This is a genomic window from Reichenbachiella sp. 5M10, from assembly GCF_002742335.1.
GTDB lineage: Bacteria > Bacteroidota > Bacteroidia > Cytophagales > Cyclobacteriaceae > Reichenbachiella.
Genome location: NZ_MDGR01000007.1, coordinates 16,779 through 33,285 on the forward strand (window position 1 = coordinate 16,779; position 16,507 = coordinate 33,285).

The following is a 16,507-nucleotide window of genomic DNA, read 5'->3' on the forward strand; positions in this document are numbered from 1 at the left end:
AGCAAGGGAATGAAGCAGATTGGTACACTTACTCTATTGTTGTTCATCTCTATGGCCTTTCGCGCTAGTGGACAGGATAGCACCAAGGTTGTGATGGACTATGGCCTTCAGGGGCTGTCATTTTCGTATGGAGAGGACTACAAAATGAATATGCAATGGCACTTGCAGTTTAGATACGCTTATCGCACAGGCGCCAATCCTGATTTTTATGTAGAGGATGAAGACAACCTCAATGGGTCATTCAATATTCAGAGGGCACGGATCAAGGTCTCAGGGCATGCTTTTAAACCCTATGTCGAATACTATCTGATGTATGACTTTCCTAGCAATAATTTTCTCAACTGGGATGTGACGATCAGGAAAAAGCCGGAATTGCAGTTTAGGTTGGGCCAATGGAAGGTCAACTACAATACCGAGCGTTATGTGGCTGCAGACAAACAACTGATGGTGGATCGATCGCTGGTCAATCGATTTTTTACTTTCGATCGTCAAATCGGGATGATGTTGATGGGAGATGTGTTTAGAGGCAAAGCTGGATCGAGCCGTTACCAGGTGAGTGTATACAATGGTGAAGGGCTAAATGCAGACAATGAAAACCGCTACTATCTATGGACGGTTAGGTATCAGTGGAATTTTTCACGAACTAGACCCAAAATGTTTTTTGCAGATATCGAGCGATCTCAAAAGCCAATCGGTTTTTTGGCGGTGGCCATTGCTGAGAACGTTTCAGGTTATACTCAGTTTTCTAGTGACGGAGGAGGGCAGTTGCCTGGGTTCAGTGTAGGAACGAAAAACCAATACCGACTTAGGCAAGCTACTGCGGAACTGATGCTGAAGTACAAGGGGTTTTCGATGATGACAGAAGCTCATCTCAAAAATGTGTATGATCATGTGTCCGATGAGACCACCGAGATTCTGGGAGGGTATATTCAAGGAGGCTATTTTTTCAATGAGCTTTTCGATTGGGTCCCCAGGCCTTTTCAATTGGCAGGTAGAATAGGTGTGGTGCATCAAGATAATTTTTCTCAGGGACAAAGAGAGTGGACGATTGGAGCCAATTGGTTTTTTATTGGGCACAATAATAAGCTAACCTTTGATTTTTCTAGGTTGGACAATGTGGATTTCGAAGACACAGGAGATGAGTTTAGAATGCGAATCCAATGGAATTTTTCTTTTTAGGTCCATCGAGAGAAATGATTTTTTGTAGCTAAGGAGATTAGCTTTAGTATCACACAAATAAAGGAGTAATTATGAAAATGGAAAAGACGAGAAATTTTTCTCATAGTGTGTTGTTTTGGTTGAAGGAGCCTGAGGATGTTGTCATACGTCAAAAATTTGAATCAGAAGCAAAGAAGCTAATTGCATCGTCTCAATATGCACATTTTAGCCACTTTGGTACGCCAGCAGGGACAGATAGAGCGGTAGTAGACAATAGCTACACTTACTCGATGATCGTGACCTTCGAATCGGTAGATGATCATGACAAGTACCAAGTAGAGCCCGCGCACGTGCACTTCATTGAGCAATGCAAGGAGCTCTGGAGCAAGGTGACTATCTATGACGTATTGAGTCTATGATGCACTTGTTTCAAAAGAAACTATCTGAGGTCAGGCCATGGAGTATTCTTTGGCTGCTGGTTGCCATATTTGGCAATCCGGTGTACAATGTCATGGCCTACGGTATCTGTCATGCCTTGGGGTACTATACTGATTTGAGTACCAATGTGACACAGGTGGTGGTAGGACAGTATGTCTTGATCCTGCTGATTGTTTTTGGGTTGCGCTATGTGGTCTACCGGGTTATCTATGTGATTCGTCTCAAGGATCAGATGACGACAGTCTTTTTTTTGGAGGCTTTCGCCGAAAGGCATAAGTATCAATGGATAAGCCTCATTACTTTTTTCATGTGGGCTTCCGAAGTAGAGGGCAATATCGCCGGGTTTATTTTTTTTCCTGTCACGCTACTGATGACACTGACTGTGACGGTGATTACCATCAACCGCCTGTTCAAGATGAGTAAGTATTTGGACACCCAGCGTTCTGTTGGTTAGAACATTCGGGAGTTGCTCAGGAATTTGGGTTTGTGAAAACGCATGCCAAAGTATAGTCGAATGTTGTTGGTGCTGCGTTGTAGATATGCCTCGTTTTCATGCTTTGTACCCGTTGCTAAGCCATACCATGAGACTCCACCAAAGGCTCGTTTGCCGTTGTAGCCTAGAGCGAGTTTGGCGGTGGCGGAGGTGTCTAAAATAGTCCTATTATAGCCTTCTCGAATGTCAGTAGCTCTTGCTCTCTCGATCTGTGGACCTAGTCCTATGGTAAGAGAGGCGGAGACGTAGATCTTGTGGTAAATGACAGCCGTATAGGCGTACCCTCCTGTGATTCCCAAATTGTAAAAATTAATATCGCGAAAATCATTGTTGGGGTTGGCGTATATGAGATCGCTAGGGATTAAGCTAGAGTCAGCTTCCATACGGTAGGCGTTGATGTATAAACCTGCGAGGAATGAGCCTGCACTTTTGAACTGTCTCTCAGACTGCGTGTAGGCTGCTCTGTAAGAAAATCTCTTGTGATTGAAGATGTATACGGCAGAGGTTCCCATGTTTAGTGTGGTGAGGTCCCGTCGTGTAGGGTATTGAGAAGAGGAGTAGCCCGGGATGAGATCTTGAGGGTTGGCTAGGAAGAAGCCTTGGTAAAACTGGAATAGCAAGTCAATGGCGACTTTTCTGAGATAGATGCTGCTGGTGAAGTCAAGTGCGGTGGTTTTGCCAAAGATGTCATTGTCGTTGTTGAGAAAAGGCATGCCAAAGGATGCTGCTAGGGACAACCACTCTGTACTGACTCCAAAACCAATGTTTACATTTTCGTTGGGTCGATAGATGATTGATTTACCTGTCGAGTCGTCATGGTGGAGGACCTGACTGAATTTGATTACGTTGAGTACACGTATCGATAACTTGTCCGAATAGTCTATGATGTAGTGTGGGTCATAATTCAGATTTGCCGTATCCAAAGGAGTCTCTTGTGCCCATAGGGTGGATGAAAGAAATAGGAATAGAAACGTGCAACTGATTCTGCTCATGTATTTGGCGTAGTTTAGATCAAATTACACGCTTCTTTGTATTTCTACAAATATTGTGTCACATCCACTACTTGCATACCGGCAGTTTCAGCGGCCACCATCCCTGGTTTGCCGTCTTCGAACACCACGCAATCTTTTGGGGCAATCTGGATCAGCTCTGCACACTTGAGGAAGGTTTCGGGATGTGGTTTGAACTGGCTCACGTCCGTAGCAGTCACGACGTGCTCAAAGTACTGTCCCAAGCCAAACATGGCAAACATGCGTTCGACTGTATCTCGGTTGCTTCCAGTACCTACAGCCATTGGTACTTGTCCGTGGTACTCTTTGATGATTTCCATGATGGGTTGGATCAGAGTGATTTGATCGAGATTCGCGTCGACATAGGTTCTTTTTCGCTGCAAAGCGAGTGCTACATCGAAATCAACAATGTTGTTCTCTTCGCTGATGATGTGCATGGTGTCCTGGGTGGGGATGCCGCCTCGGCTCAAAAACACATCGTGTGGATAGGTGACCCCCCAAGGTTCTAGACTATGGTTGTATGCTTTGTAGTGGAGGGGCATGGAATCGATGACGGTTCCGTCCAGGTCAAATATGAGCCCTTTTGCTTCTGCGGGTACTGGAATGGTGACTGATTGCATATGATGTCTTTTGGGCAAATCTAGGTTATTGATTGAGGTTTAGTCCAGGGATTCATGTCATTATTGTGATATTTTGATGAATTTTAGGCGAAGCAAATATATTGAGCACCTATGATAGAGATAAAAGTTCCATCGGGGTATAGTGAGTTAGAAAAATTGGAGGCACCTTTTAAGGAGTTGTCTTTGGCCTACCGTGTGGAGGAAGCAGGAGTCTGTCAGCCAATGGCCGTGTCTGGACAAAGGATTTATGAGGGGAGCGTAGGGATCGATAGACTGATCGCAGAGCTCAAGGCGTACTATGGTGACAATTATAATTGCAGCTGTGCACGATGATTTCGGATACCTACAGATATGAGGATGGGCTGGAGTCAGAGCGTCTAAGGACTCGTTTTTTGGCACTTGAGGATGTTGAGACTTGGAAGAATTTCTATCTCAGTGAAGGGAATGCCCAGTACCTGCTTGGTCTCGGTGGAAAAACGCCAGAAGACAACGCGCGCTTGGCGGTAGAGCGTCAACTCAAGCGCTATGTAGAGCGCAGTTATGGGCTGCAAGCGCTGATCGAGAGGCATAGTGGGAAGCTGATAGGGCAGTGTGGACTGCTTAGTCAAGATATCAATGGCCGGAGAGAGTTGGAGATAGGTTATCAGCTATTCAACGATAGCTGGGGGAGGGGTTATGCGACTGAAGCAGCGGTGCTATTTAGGAATTATGGATTTGAGAGACTTGGGGCAGAGTCTATCATTTCGATTATAGCTACTGGCAATCTGCCGTCTCAAAAGGTGGCTCTCCGCAATGGCATGCATAGAGAGGAGGAGGTCTTGTACATGGGTATCCCGGTGTATGTTTACCGTCTCACACGAGAGGACTGGAGGAGTTTGTAATAAAACCCTATAGGCAGGCTACTAATGAGGCATGAAAACAATCGGAAATGTAATTTGGTTAGTGTTTGGTGGGGTATTCATCGCCATCGAATATTTGGTTAGCAGTATTGCTCTTATGGTGACGATCATAGGGATACCGTTTGGACTACAGACGCTCAAATTGGCTATGTTGGCGCTTTGGCCTTTTGGTAGTGAAGTGCGGAGTGCCCCTCAATCAGTGGGGTGTTTGTCTACTGTGATGAATATCATTTGGTTCTTTGTCGGAGGGGTATGGATTTGCTTGTCTCACTTGGGGTTTGGGATTCTTTTCGCGATCACGATAGTGGGGCTTCCTTTTGCACAGCAGCATTTTAAACTCGCGGGGCTTGCGCTGACTCCCTTCGGTAGGGAAGTGGTGGATAGAGCTTAGTTGAGCAACGAACAATTAATAAGGTACGAGATTCTTGGGTCAATTGTTTTTGGATAGGGAGTGAATGCGCTATTTTGCCAAAAATTTTTTAGAAAATGTCGGAGTTATCAGAAGAGCAATTGATCCAAGAGGAACAGTATAGTTTTCCATACCATTATATCCCGCAGGGCAAGCCCAATTTTACGATTTCGTACTATTGGGCATGGGGCATCAACTATGTGGCAGCTACGGAATTCTTGATTGAAAAACTGGAAAAGATCAACTTTAGAAAGTTGATCGATGTAGGGACTGGTGATGGACGTTTGGTCAAAGATTTTTCAGCTAAGTTTCCAGAGCAGAAGATTGTAGGTGTGGATTATTCGGCACATGCTATCAAACTCGCGCAAGTACTCAATCCAACTTGTGAATTTAGGTCCTTGGATATTTTTACAGAGGATCTTGAAGAAAAGTTTGACTGTCTGTCTTTGATAGAGGTGTTTGAGCATATCCCACTGGATATGGCGGCAGGGTTTGCCAAGCGTATTGCGCACTATGTAGAGGACAAAGGGGATGTGATTATCACTGTACCTCACAAGAACAAGCCCTTGATAGATAAACATTATCAACATTTCACGAAAGAGAGTCTATATGCCTACTACGAAGAGGATTTTGATTTGATCGAAGTAGAGTATATTCAGAAATCCAGCGTAGCTGCCAGTATGATCAAAGGACTCTTGTCCAATGGTCTGTTTGTACTCAATGCGCAGGGCTTGAAGAATACCTTGTATGGGTGGTTTAGCAAATATTGTTTTAGGGCCAATGAGAATAACGGGACTCGCTTGTACATGCATTTGAGAAAGAAATAACTCGCAATTCTGTGGAGGAAAGAGTGGGAAAAGGCTTGGGGTTGCTCAAGCCTTTTTTTTGTTTATGCTCTCTTGGTTTTAGATGGAGTCTAAATAAAGGGTACAGGAGAAACAAAGTATGCACGCATACTTTATTTTGTTAAATCTTCCTTACTTTAGAAGGCATAAAAAAAGGGTTTCTGTATAAGAAACCCTTCTGTTAAGGATGTGGTGATGAGTGGGCTCGAACCACCGACTCACGGATTTTCAGTCCGATGCTCTACCAACTGAGCTACATCACCGCGTTAACGAGGCACAAAAGTAGAAAAGTTTAGCAATGCTGCAAACGTTTTGGAGAATATTTGACAAGAAAAAACAACAAATTTTATGACCTTCATATCTCAGATCATCTTTGTGATCGTCTTGGCTATCCCGACCTATTTGATAGTCAATAGAATACGGAAGATTCGAGCCAATATCCTGCGAGGGAAGGAGCTCGATCGAAAAGATAATTCTTCCAGCAGGTGGAAGACCATGTTGCTGATCGCTTTTGGTCAGAAGAAAATGTTTAAGAAGCCTGTTCCAGCCTTTTTGCACTTGCTCATCTATGTGGGCTTTCTCGTGATCAACCTAGAGGTACTGGAGTTTGTGATCGATGGACTCCTTGGGACACATCGTGTCTTTGCGCCATATTTGGGTTCGTTTTACAATATGGCGATGAACTTCTTTGAGTTTTTGGCTTTGGGTGTTTTGGTGAGTTGTGTGATTTTTTTGATTCGTCGCAATGTGATCAAAGTTCCCCGCTTCACCAAACCAGAGATGAAAGGCTGGCCTGCAATGGATGGCAATTTGATACTCTTGATCGAGATTGCCTTGATGATGGCAATACTGAAAATGAATGCAGCGGATCAAGTTCTGCAGGCCCGAGAAGTAGTGGGTTATCATGAGACGGGCAAATTGTGGATTTCATCTGTGCTCGTACCGATTATGGAGATGTTCGATACGAGCTTCTTGATACTGGTAGAGCGTGGAGCATGGTGGTTTCACATTGTAGGGATTATGGCTTTTGCATTGTATGTGACCTATTCGAAGCACCTTCATATCTTTTTGGCCTTCCCGAACACCTATTATTCTAATTTGAATCCTAAGGGAAAAATAGCAAATATGGATGCGGTGACTACTGAGGTGAAATCGATGATCGGCATGCCTGTAGAGGCGCCCGCAGCGAACCCTGATGAGATCGGACGGTTTGGAGCGAAAGACGCTACTGACCTGACTTGGAAGAGCCTGATGGAGTCCTATACCTGTACCGAATGTGGACGCTGTACGTCAGAGTGCCCTGCTAACCTCACGGGTAAAGCACTCTCTCCGCGTAAGATCATGATGGATACCCGGGATAGAATCGAAGAAATAGGAAAAGGTGAAGGGGTGGAAAAGAGCTTATTGGGAGATTATATCACCAAAGAAGAGATCAATGCCTGTACAAGCTGTAACGCTTGTACAGAAGCGTGTCCAATCAACATCGACCCTCTTGCGATCATCCTAGAGATGAAGCGCTATGTAGCGATGGAGGAATCTGGATCCCCTGCATCATGGAACGCCATGTTTGCCAACATTGAGACCAATTTTGCTCCATGGAAATTCGCGCCAAGCGATCGGTTCAACTGGGCAGAAGAATTGAAAAACGACAAAAAATAAGACGATGAGTGATCAAACGATAAACGTACCAACAGTAGCTGAGCTTCAAGCGAAGGGTGAAAGCCCAGAGATATTGTTTTGGGTGGGCTGTGCTGGGTCCTTTGATGATAGATACAAGCGTGTTACTGTTGCTTTTACCAAAATACTCCATCATCTCGGTGTGAATTATGCCGTGCTCGGTCCCGAAGAAAGTTGTACAGGAGACCCTGCCAGACGAGCAGGCAATGAATTTCTATTCCAGATGCAAGCCATGTCTAATATCCAGTTGCTGGACATGTACAACATCAAGAAAATTGTAACAGCTTGCCCGCATTGTTTCAATACGATCAAAAATGAATACCCTGATCTGGGAGGGAATTATGAGGTAGTACACCATACCACTTTTTTACAGGAGATGCTCAACGAGGGTAAGCTCAAAGTTGCAGGAGGAGACTACAAGGGACAGAAGATAACCTACCATGACTCGTGCTATCTCGGTCGTGCCAATGGGATCTACGAAGCACCTCGTGAGCTGCTCCAGTCACTCGATGCGGACCTAGTAGAAATGAAACGTTGCAAGACCAAAGGCCTGTGTTGCGGCGCAGGTGGAGGCCAGATGTTCAAAGATGCGGAGAAGGGCGACAAGGAGATCAATATAGCCCGTACCGAAGAGGCGATAGGTACGGGAGCTAAGGTGATTGCATCGGCTTGTCCATTCTGCATGACTATGATGTCCGATGGGGTCAAGAACAAAGAGAAGGAAGGAGAGGTACAGGTCAAAGATATTGCAGAGATCATAGAGGAGTCCTTGGGTAAATAACGCCATGTTTTTTGTTAGAAATTTCTTAGCTTCGAGCATGTGCTCGAAGCTTTTTTTATGTTTGGTATGGACTGTTCTGATTGGCTTTTCGGCTCAGTCACAGCGCCTAGAGGATGTGGTAGATCGACATTTTACAGCTGTGGGAGAGGACGTGCTGAATACTATGCGTAGTGTGGAAGTTGAAATGGTCGAGCGAATAGAAACGTCTGGGGAGCGTGTCTATGTCATCACAAAAAAGCGTCCCAATAAGGTCAGAAAACAAATCGAAGTAAGAGGGTATGATTACATCGCAGTGTTTGATGGAGATGCAGGTCAGGTGATGGAGGGGTGGAGTACTGACTCGATTCGTGACTTGACAATCAAGGAGCAAGCCTTGTTAGAAATCGAATCAGCGATTGGTTCTCCCTTGTCACTGGCGTGGTTGCCTGATCATAGACTGGAATGGATCGATGAGGTCATGCTAGCGGGACTGCGGTATGCCCAAGTTAGGATGTATTTTGAGTCTGGATACTATGTGGACTTTTTCATAGACCAGACGACTTATTATCTCTACAAGTATGTGGTGTATGGGGATTTGAACGAAGAGGTTGATTATGAGTATTTCTATTCGAATTTCAAGCGCTTAGGAGGGTTTGTTTTGCCTTATTCTTTTGAAAAGCGAAAAAGAGGAGAGCGGACGGTTTATTACACGATTCGGGACATGGTTTTTGGTGGCGGGGTGGCTGAGTCTATGTTTCGATTGACCGAGAAGGATTAGTTGCTGGATAAAACCTGATGCAAGGCGGTAACCTGCGGGATGACAAGGCGCTCGTTTCCATTGAGTATGTTGTAGTTTGCGACCGTTTGGCGTTTTTCTTCTGGGAGTTGCTTTTCGATGATACTTTGGATCTGAGCATCACTCCTGAAGGGGTCTCTTTTTTTGACACGTTGTATGCGTAGAGTCATGGGAGCAGAGACATTGATCAAAGCATCGAGTGTTTGGTAACTCCCTGATTCGATGAGAAGAGCGGCCTCTTTGAGTACGTAGGGGCTATGTTGTAGCAAAGCCCATTCTTCAAAGTCTAACGCTACGACAGGGTGTACGATTGTATTGAGGGTTTGTATGTTGTCTCCTTTTGTAAATACCTTTTCGGCCAAGTAAGACCGATTCAGTTGGTTGTTTTCATAGGATAGTGGGCCGAAAGACGCAATTATTTTTTTTCTAATCTCAGGGTTGGTGTTCATGAGCAATTTGGCGCGCGAGTCTGCGTCATAGGTTGGGATTCCTAGGGTACGAAAGATCTTGCAAATTGTACTTTTGCCTGATCCGATGCCTCCAGTGACGCCTATTTTTTTCATCGGAGTGATGGAGGGGGGAAGTCTACTTTTATTTTGTCTTCGGCGAGGACTATATCGAGGGCTTTGTCATGTGCGTACATAAGGATCGGAGTGATGGTAGAGTCTCTAGGGTTGAGCATGGTATAGTCTACAGTTACACTAAAATCGGTGTTGTTTACTTCGTTTTCGAAATCTTCGTTGATCGTATAGAATATCTTGATGTCTGATTGTTCGGCGACTGCCGAAGAGTCTTCGGGAAACTGTAAAAACTCTATTGGGATGGTGATGTCTTTGTACAGGAATCTTGATACTTCAAATTTGACATTGGTTTCTTTGGGCTCTGGCTTGATGATTTTGTCTATTTGGTATGCGATTTCGTCATCAAAGTCATCGTCTAAGTCCTTTTCATTAAATTTCATGAATACTGGGTCCGACAATTTGGCAATGTATGATTTGGGGCCTGTAAACGAGACTGAGTCATGATTGGTACGGATGCGTGATGTGAGGCGGTAGCTGTCTTTGAGAGGCACATGGAGACTGTCTACTTTGATGGCAAGTTTTCTTGTTACTTTGTTCTCGATGTTGAAAAACAAGGTGTCGGTGACTAGGTAGGTGAGTTTCAGTCCGTCGAGTTGGTCAGAGATCATAGGAATCAAGCTGGCACGGGTGAGGAATCGGATTTCGGTCGGGTTGTCCAGAGGGATCTGGATGGGTGTAGCATTGATGCGGAGGGTTTTGCGCAAGAGGTTCCAGCCGCCACTGGATACGTCGATTTTGATTTGTTTGGCTAATGGAGAGACAATCACTACACTGTCACGTTCAAAGACGTAATTGATAGGGTAGTCCAGTCGAGTGTCGTAGTTTTTGTTCATGGCATTAAAAAACCAAAAGGTAGTCGCTCCCAAAATTGAGAGCATAACTACCTTCCAATTGTCTTTTAATCCAGGGGCAAAAAAACGAAATAAACTCATTGATACATGAATTACTTCTCGTTGGCTTTTTTGCTCATCTCCATAGAGATCGATGATTTTTCGATGACCATTTTGGTGCCTCGGTCAATGTCGAGTGTCACGGTTGTATCCGTTGTTTCTACGATTTTGCCATGGATACCTCCTACGGTCACAGCTAGATCACCTTTTTTTACCTCTTCGGTAAATTTCTTTTGATCCTTCTGCTTTTTCTGTTGTGGTCTGATGAAGAAGAAGTAGAATACTACCGCCATCACACCTAGCATGATAAAGCTAGAGTAGCTACTGCCTGAAGCTGCCTGTAATAATATTTGATTCAACATGAATGTGTCTGTAATGGTATGAATAATAGTTTGTGCTTAGCTATCCGTAGCAGCTGGGGTGACGTTTGCCTTGATTTTGATTCTCGTTTGTTTAGGAAACGTATTGGCAGTGATAGTCACCGTTTTGTTTTGGATGCCTGGTTTTTTTCTACTGTTGAACTCTACCTTGATTTCTCCTTTTTCGCCGATTCCGATTGGCTCTTTTGGCCATTCTGGTACGGTACATCCACATGAACCTTTGGCATCAGAGATGATTAGCGGAGCATCTCCTGTGTTTTCGAATTCAAATACGTGGATGACTTTGTCTCCTTCGTTGATCGTACCGAAATCGTGAGATTCCTCCGCGAATGCAAATACTGGAAGTGGACCATCAGGCTTTACTTCGGGTTCGTTGGTAGCTGCAGGTTGTGCAGTGGCAGTAGCTCTAGAGCTTGCTATGCCTTTTCCTTCGAGTTCAGCAACTCTGCCTTCAAGTCTTGATACTCTGCTTTCCAAATCTGCATTCGAACATCCAGTCATAGTGAGTGCGAATACAGCAACGACTGCTGATAATAATGTTATGTTTCTCATTTTAATAAATTGTTTTATAAAAGGTAAAGATGAGCACATGTCTCACCGCTTACTATTTAAGAGTTGTAGTATTCATTCATTGATTTACAAAAATAACGAAGTCAATGAACCACTTCGTCGTTCTCTCGCATGTTGATTGGTCTCAGTCTGCGAGTAGACGGCTTTTTCATGATTCGACTTCTTCGCCTTTGATTTGGTTGATCAGTCCGTTGACATCATCCAATAGTCTTTCTGCTTTTTCTTTGGCATCATCGACTATTTTTTGACCTTCTGTTTTGGCGTCATTGTCAGTGAGTTCTTTGCCTTCGATGAATTCCTGTAGGACCTCATCGAGTTTTTTGCGGTACTTGTCGAGGCGGTAGGTGAGTTTGTCTCTAGTATTTTCTCCCTTGTCAGGAGCATACAATATCCCTAGGATGGCGCCCGTTGCTGCACCAGTTAAAAATGCTAATAGCGAATTTGAATTTTTGCTCATATTATTTATTGTCTAAGAGTCCTCTTCCACTTTTCTTTATGCGTCCTTGCTTCTGTAAATCTACTGAAAGTACATCAAGCAATCCATTTACAAACTGTTTACTTTTTGGTGTACTGTATTGTTTGGACAATTCGATGTATTCGTTGATTGTGACTTTGACCGGGATCGAAGGGAAGTGTGTCATCTCAGAGATCGCCATTTCGAGAATGATACGATCGGTGATGGCTACACGCTCTATTTCCCAATTCTTTGACTTTTCTTTGATCATTTCTTCGAGTTCTTCTTCATCATCGATAGCCATGTCGAAGAGCTCTTTTAGGAAGTCAAGGTCTTCGTCCCAGTTTTTGGACAGTTCCATGAGTAGAGGTTCGCTACCGGATTCGTCGATAGATTTGATGGTTTTCAAGACCATGCTTTTGAGTATGGTCTTGTTTTCGGTCCATCCGATATCTGATGACTCGAAGTATTCGTCGATGATCTCGTTTTTGAAGACGATCGTTTTGTAGAGTTGTAGTATAAACTCAAGGTCATCTTCGTATTTTGCTTGCGCCATGTTGTCGTACTCTTCGTAGAATTCCTGAGTTTTGAGATATTCTTTGTGCCAAGTCTTGATTCGGTCGGTGTCCCAAGTGATGTTTTTTCTCGCACGTTCGTTTTGAAAGGCTTCGGACTTTTTGAGGCCAACGATGATGGCATTTTTTGCGAAGTTATTGTGCTCGATGCCTTTTTTCCTCTTTTGTCCTTCGATCAATTCCTCAATCTCTAGCATGAAAGTGAGGATTTTGATGTAGTCGTCCGATATGGCATTGAGATCGGAGAGCATTCGCTTTTTGAAATGGAGTTTGTTTTCGGGAAGTTTGTTTTCCCACTCTTTCAGGAAGTGTCGTGCTTCTTTGATGATCTCTGGAGCTGTGTCGGGTTCGATGCTATCCACCCCTCCCAAATGAATCTGATCATACGTTTTGCCGGTGAGTTCCCTCATTTTGCTTAGGGCCTCTTTGTCCTGTACCTCCATGGAGTTCAGGTCTGGCAAGAATTGATTCTGCGCCTTTTGTCTGCAGATGTTGTAGTCTGCTTGTTTGGCGGTATGGTATGCAAATATCGCTTGCATACCTTTGATACGTAAAGAACGTCTGTTGAGCATTGTATCCTATCTCAGTTTTGTAATTGATTATAAAGGTAACTTAATATTACCTATTGATTTTATTCTATCCTCGGCTATTTTGATAGCGGCTTGATGAGGAGTTGTGTTTGTTTTTTGACTCATGTCAAAAACAGACAAGGTCGTGTCGTATATTTTTTCGGTCTGTGCCATCACTCTGTCATGACTGTGATTGCCAGCATACTCGTAGTATACATTGGTGATTCCACCTCCATTGATGAGGAAGTCTGGCGCATAGAGGATGCCTTTGTCCAGCAACTTCTGACCATGTACGGTTTCGTCGAGCAATTGGTTGTTGGCGGCACCTGCGACGATGTCACAGCTCAAGAGGCCGAGACTGTCGTCGTTGATCGTGCCTCCGAGTGCGCAAGGTGCATAGATGTCTACGGGTGCAGTGGCTACTTGGTCCGCAGCGACGACTTCCACACTGAATCGGTCTGTGATGCGTTTGATTTTGTCTTCGAAGATGTCGGATACCGATACTTTTGCTCCGTCTTTGGTCAGGTAGTCGATGAGGTGAGTACCGACATTTCCCGTGCCTTGGACGAGTACTTTTTTGCCAGATAGGCTTTCTGATCCATAGGCGCGCTTAGCTGCGGCCTTCATTCCTACGAACACGCCATAGGCTGTATAAGGAGAGGGATCTCCTGCTCCTCCCATGTAGTCGGGCAAACCTGTGACATAGGGAGTCTCCATGCGAATGTACTCCATGTCACGTGTGGTCATATTGACATCTTCGGCGGTGTAGTATTTGCCACCTAGGCTGTGTACGAATTTGCCAAAACGCCTCATCAACGCTTCGTTCTTGAGTTGGGATGCCTCGCCAATGATGACGGCTTTACCCCCGCCGATGTTGAGTCCTGCGATGGAATTTTTGAGTGTCATACCTCGCGATAGTCGCAGTGCGTCTGTCATGGCTTCCTGATCGGTGGCGTAGTGCCACATTCGTGTGCCGCCCATGGATGGGCCGAGTACGGTGTTGTGTATGGCGATGATGGCCTTGAGCCCTGTCTCCTTGTCATGGCATAGTACGACTTGCTCATGATTCATACTTTCAATATCTGAAAAGATCGAGACAGCTTCGTTGTTCATAGTTTCTGTCAATTCTATCATTTTGGGTAGCGAATTTTTATTGGGTTAAAAATTACGGACGCAAATCTAGAGGTTTTTTAGTCACAATTTGCTTTGGGTTGTAGTAATAAACGCAATTATTCTATTCTCGGAGTTAATCTAAACAAATGTAGGGTTAAGATACTGAATGTTAAGTGTATGCAAAGTGGATGCTTTGTAAATCACTTTGGGTTGATGTGGCAAGATTAGTGACACTTCTAGATCGAAAAAATATTTTAAGATTAACCATTTACTATATTTCTATTAACTGCATACGGCTCTGGGCCAAAAGGGTGTCGCGTTGTGCAAATGTTGTATTCAATATAAGAGGTCAACTTTCCAAAAACAATGCCGTTTGAGATGTAATATTGCATTTTGACAAAAACAACTTCAGTCTACTGAATGAGAGATCTCGCCCACATCAATAAATATCTCCTCAAGTACAAGTATCACTTACTTTTAGGTACTTTGTTTATCGTAATAGCCAATCTTTTTGGGGTGGTCCCAGCAGTGGTTGTGCGTTATTCATTTGATTTGATTCAGGAGAGTTTTCAGTTGTACAATTTATTTGAGGGGTTGGAGCTACAGGCATCGACGTATGACTCATTTGTATTGAGTATCATCGTATTTGCCGCGATTATTCTTTTGTCGGCACTGCTGCGTGGTTTTTTCATGTTTTTCATGCGACAGACGATCATTGTGATGTCTCGTTTGGTCGAGTACGATCTCAAAAATGAAATCTACGAGCATTATCAAAGCTTACCGTTGAGTTTCTATCGCCGCAACAATACCGGGGATTTGATGAATCGAATCTCAGAGGATGTGAGCAAAGTACGGATGTACGTCGGTCCGGCTATCATGTATGGAGTCAACCTTGCGACGATGTTTATGATTGTCATACCCTTTATGCTTTCCATCAATGTGGAACTTACTCTGTATTCGTTGATTCCATTGCCATTTTTGTCTTTCAGCATCTACTATGTCAACAACATCATCAACAAGCGGTCAGAGGAAATACAGGTTAGCCAATCGAACCTCTCGACTTTTGTACAGGAAGCTTTTTCGGGCATCCGAGTGATCAAGTCTTTCGTGCGAGAGAAGGATTATGATCAGTCTTTTGCTGCGGCTAGTGATGATTACAAAACTAAATCTCTGCGTTTGGCCTTTGTACAGGCTTTGTTTTTTCCGTTGATCATGGGGTTGATAGGCTTGAGTGTGATCTTGACTGTATATATGGGGTCGGTAGGTGTCCTCAGAGGAGAACTCAGTACAGGCAATATCGCGGAATTTATCATCTATGTCAACATGCTAACATGGCCTGTGACTGCACTGGGTTGGGTGACGAGTATCATACAAAGTGCTGCAGCTTCGCAAAAACGGGTCAACGAATTTTTGAGTGTGAAAAATGATATTGTGTCGAAGAAGAACATGAAGAAGGATATCGTGGGTGACTTGGTTTTTGACGGGGTGAGTTTCACGTATCCCGACTCAGGGATCCAAGCACTTAAGAATGTGTCCTTTGAAGTGTCGTCAGGGGATTCGATTGCGATCATCGGTACGACAGGATCTGGTAAGAGCACGATCGCAAATCTCATCTGTAGAATGTACGATGCGTCTAGTGGCGAGGTGCGTATCGATGGCTCTCCTATCAAAGATTATTATATTCCATCCATACGACAGTCGATTGGCTATGTGCCTCAGGATGTGTTTTTGTTTTCGGAGAGTATCAAGGAGAATATTGCTTTTGGCAACCCCAATATCACTGAGGAGGAGGTACAAGCTGCGGCGGATCATGCAGATTTGACAGAAAATTTATCAAAATTTCCAGAGGGGATGGATACCGTCCTCGGTGAGCGAGGAATCACCCTGTCTGGAGGACAAAAACAACGTGTATCGATTGCGAGAGCCATCGCACGTTCTCCGAAGGTTATTATTTTGGATGATTGTCTCTCCGCGGTGGATACCAAAACAGAAAACAGTATCCTCAACAGCATGAAGAAAATCATGGTAGGCAAGACCACTGTGATCATCTCCCATCGAGTCTCTAGTGCCCAACTGGCAGACAAAATCATCGTCCTCGATCAAGGGGTAATCGTAGAGCAAGGTTCGCACACCGAGCTCATCGCGCAGGCGGGGATCTACCGCAGTTTGTATGAGAAGCAAATCCAAGGTGAGGAGACACGAACTACGTAATGATTTGCTTTTGATAAGACGCGTCATGGGTGAGGCGACATGAGGATCCAGTGTCTCGT

General features: G+C 44.3%; 20 protein-coding genes and 1 tRNA gene. 11 read left to right on the top strand and 10 right to left on the bottom strand.

What is annotated here, in order from left to right; all coding sequences use genetic code 11:
* Positions 1–9: 9 nt before the first annotated feature.
* The 3 genes from BFP72_RS00105 (at position 10) to BFP72_RS00115 (ending at position 2,050) form a co-directional block, all read left to right on the top strand.
* Positions 10–1,179, top strand: a complete 1,170-nt coding sequence (locus BFP72_RS00105) for a porin (RefSeq protein ID WP_099597163.1) — start codon at positions 10–12, stop codon at positions 1,177–1,179.
* Positions 1,180–1,250: 71 nt separating this feature from the next.
* Positions 1,251–1,577 (top strand): Dabb family protein, encoded by a 327-nt coding sequence (locus tag BFP72_RS00110; RefSeq protein WP_099597164.1) that lies wholly within the window; start codon positions 1,251–1,253, stop codon positions 1,575–1,577.
* Positions 1,574–2,050: a hypothetical protein gene (locus tag BFP72_RS00115; protein WP_099597165.1), complete on the top strand. Its 477-nt coding sequence runs from the start codon at positions 1,574–1,576 to the stop codon at positions 2,048–2,050. Before BFP72_RS00110 ends, BFP72_RS00115 begins: the two co-directional genes overlap by 4 nt.
* Here BFP72_RS00115 and BFP72_RS00120 read toward each other — a convergent pair.
* Together BFP72_RS00120 and BFP72_RS00125 are read right to left on the bottom strand one after the other, a co-directional pair.
* The gene (locus tag BFP72_RS00120) at positions 2,047–3,081 is read right to left on the bottom strand and encodes a DUF4421 domain-containing protein (protein ID WP_099597166.1); all 1,035 of its coding nucleotides are present in this window, start codon (positions 3,079–3,081) and stop codon (positions 2,047–2,049) included. The two genes, BFP72_RS00115 and BFP72_RS00120, sit on opposite strands and share 4 nt — an antisense overlap.
* A gap of 44 nt (positions 3,082–3,125) precedes the next feature.
* Positions 3,126–3,719, bottom strand: a complete 594-nt coding sequence (locus tag BFP72_RS00125; RefSeq protein ID WP_099597167.1) for an HAD family phosphatase — start codon at positions 3,717–3,719, stop codon at positions 3,126–3,128.
* 111 nt (positions 3,720–3,830) lie between these two features.
* On the opposite strand from BFP72_RS00125, the gene BFP72_RS00130 reads away from it, so the two are divergent.
* From BFP72_RS00130 to BFP72_RS00145, 4 genes are all read left to right on the top strand, one after another.
* Entirely contained in the window at positions 3,831–4,052 is a 222-nt protein-coding gene (locus BFP72_RS00130) for a hypothetical protein (RefSeq protein WP_099597168.1), read from the top strand.
* On the top strand, positions 4,049–4,600 hold the full coding sequence (locus BFP72_RS00135; RefSeq protein WP_099597169.1) for a GNAT family N-acetyltransferase: 552 nt from the start codon (positions 4,049–4,051) through the stop codon (positions 4,598–4,600). The genes BFP72_RS00130 and BFP72_RS00135 overlap by 4 nt, the downstream gene beginning before the upstream one ends.
* 31 nt (positions 4,601–4,631) lie before the next feature.
* On the top strand, positions 4,632–5,009 hold the full coding sequence (locus BFP72_RS00140) for a YccF domain-containing protein (protein ID WP_099597170.1): 378 nt from the start codon (positions 4,632–4,634) through the stop codon (positions 5,007–5,009).
* Positions 5,010–5,104: 95 nt separating this feature from the next.
* Positions 5,105–5,854 carry a trans-aconitate 2-methyltransferase gene (locus tag BFP72_RS00145; RefSeq protein WP_099597171.1) on the top strand — a complete coding sequence of 250 codons (750 nt, stop codon included), beginning with the start codon at positions 5,105–5,107 and terminating at the stop codon, positions 5,852–5,854.
* Positions 5,855–6,062: 208 nt separating this feature from the next.
* Here the strand turns inward: BFP72_RS00145 and BFP72_RS00150 are convergent.
* Positions 6,063–6,135: transfer RNA gene (locus BFP72_RS00150), tRNA-Phe, on the bottom strand.
* A gap of 85 nt (positions 6,136–6,220) precedes the next feature.
* Between BFP72_RS00150 and BFP72_RS00155 the strand changes: the two genes are divergently transcribed.
* From BFP72_RS00155 to BFP72_RS00165, 3 genes are all read left to right on the top strand, one after another.
* Positions 6,221–7,531 carry a (Fe-S)-binding protein gene (locus BFP72_RS00155; RefSeq protein ID WP_099597172.1) on the top strand — a complete coding sequence of 437 codons (1,311 nt, stop codon included), beginning with the start codon at positions 6,221–6,223 and terminating at the stop codon, positions 7,529–7,531.
* Positions 7,532–7,535: 4 nt separating this feature from the next.
* Positions 7,536–8,330: a (Fe-S)-binding protein gene (locus BFP72_RS00160; RefSeq protein WP_099597173.1), complete on the top strand. Its 795-nt coding sequence runs from the start codon at positions 7,536–7,538 to the stop codon at positions 8,328–8,330.
* Between the two features lie 61 nt (positions 8,331–8,391).
* A complete protein-coding gene (locus BFP72_RS00165; RefSeq protein WP_099597174.1) occupies positions 8,392–9,087 on the top strand; it encodes a hypothetical protein in 696 nt (231 codons plus the stop codon).
* Here the strand turns inward: BFP72_RS00165 and coaE are convergent.
* From coaE to BFP72_RS00200, 7 genes are all read right to left on the bottom strand, one after another.
* Positions 9,084–9,668: a dephospho-CoA kinase gene (coaE, locus tag BFP72_RS00170; protein ID WP_099597175.1), complete on the bottom strand. Its 585-nt coding sequence runs from the start codon at positions 9,666–9,668 to the stop codon at positions 9,084–9,086. The genes BFP72_RS00165 and coaE overlap by 4 nt on opposite strands.
* Entirely contained in the window at positions 9,665–10,564 is a 900-nt protein-coding gene (locus tag BFP72_RS00175) for a hypothetical protein (protein WP_099597176.1), read from the bottom strand. Before BFP72_RS00175 ends, coaE begins: the two co-directional genes overlap by 4 nt.
* A gap of 65 nt (positions 10,565–10,629) precedes the next feature.
* Complete coding sequence (gene yajC / locus BFP72_RS00180; RefSeq protein WP_099597177.1) at positions 10,630–10,938, bottom strand: preprotein translocase subunit YajC; 309 nt, start codon at positions 10,936–10,938, stop codon at positions 10,630–10,632.
* A gap of 36 nt (positions 10,939–10,974) precedes the next feature.
* A complete protein-coding gene (locus BFP72_RS00185; protein WP_255397131.1) occupies positions 10,975–11,508 on the bottom strand; it encodes a DUF1573 domain-containing protein in 534 nt (177 codons plus the stop codon).
* A 166-nt stretch (positions 11,509–11,674) separates the two neighbouring features.
* Positions 11,675–11,983: a YtxH domain-containing protein gene (locus BFP72_RS00190; protein ID WP_099597179.1), complete on the bottom strand. Its 309-nt coding sequence runs from the start codon at positions 11,981–11,983 to the stop codon at positions 11,675–11,677.
* 1 nt (position 11,984) lies between these two features.
* Entirely contained in the window at positions 11,985–13,094 is a 1,110-nt protein-coding gene (gene nusB / locus BFP72_RS00195) for a transcription antitermination factor NusB (protein WP_158233206.1), read from the bottom strand.
* 60 nt (positions 13,095–13,154) lie between these two features.
* Positions 13,155–14,258, bottom strand: a complete 1,104-nt coding sequence (locus BFP72_RS00200; RefSeq protein ID WP_099597181.1) for a Glu/Leu/Phe/Val dehydrogenase dimerization domain-containing protein — start codon at positions 14,256–14,258, stop codon at positions 13,155–13,157.
* Between the two features lie 399 nt (positions 14,259–14,657).
* Here BFP72_RS00200 and BFP72_RS00205 point away from each other — a divergent pair, with 399 nt between their 5' ends.
* On the top strand, positions 14,658–16,448 hold the full coding sequence (locus tag BFP72_RS00205) for an ABC transporter ATP-binding protein (RefSeq protein WP_099597182.1): 1,791 nt from the start codon (positions 14,658–14,660) through the stop codon (positions 16,446–16,448).
* Positions 16,449–16,507: the final 59 nt, after the last annotated feature.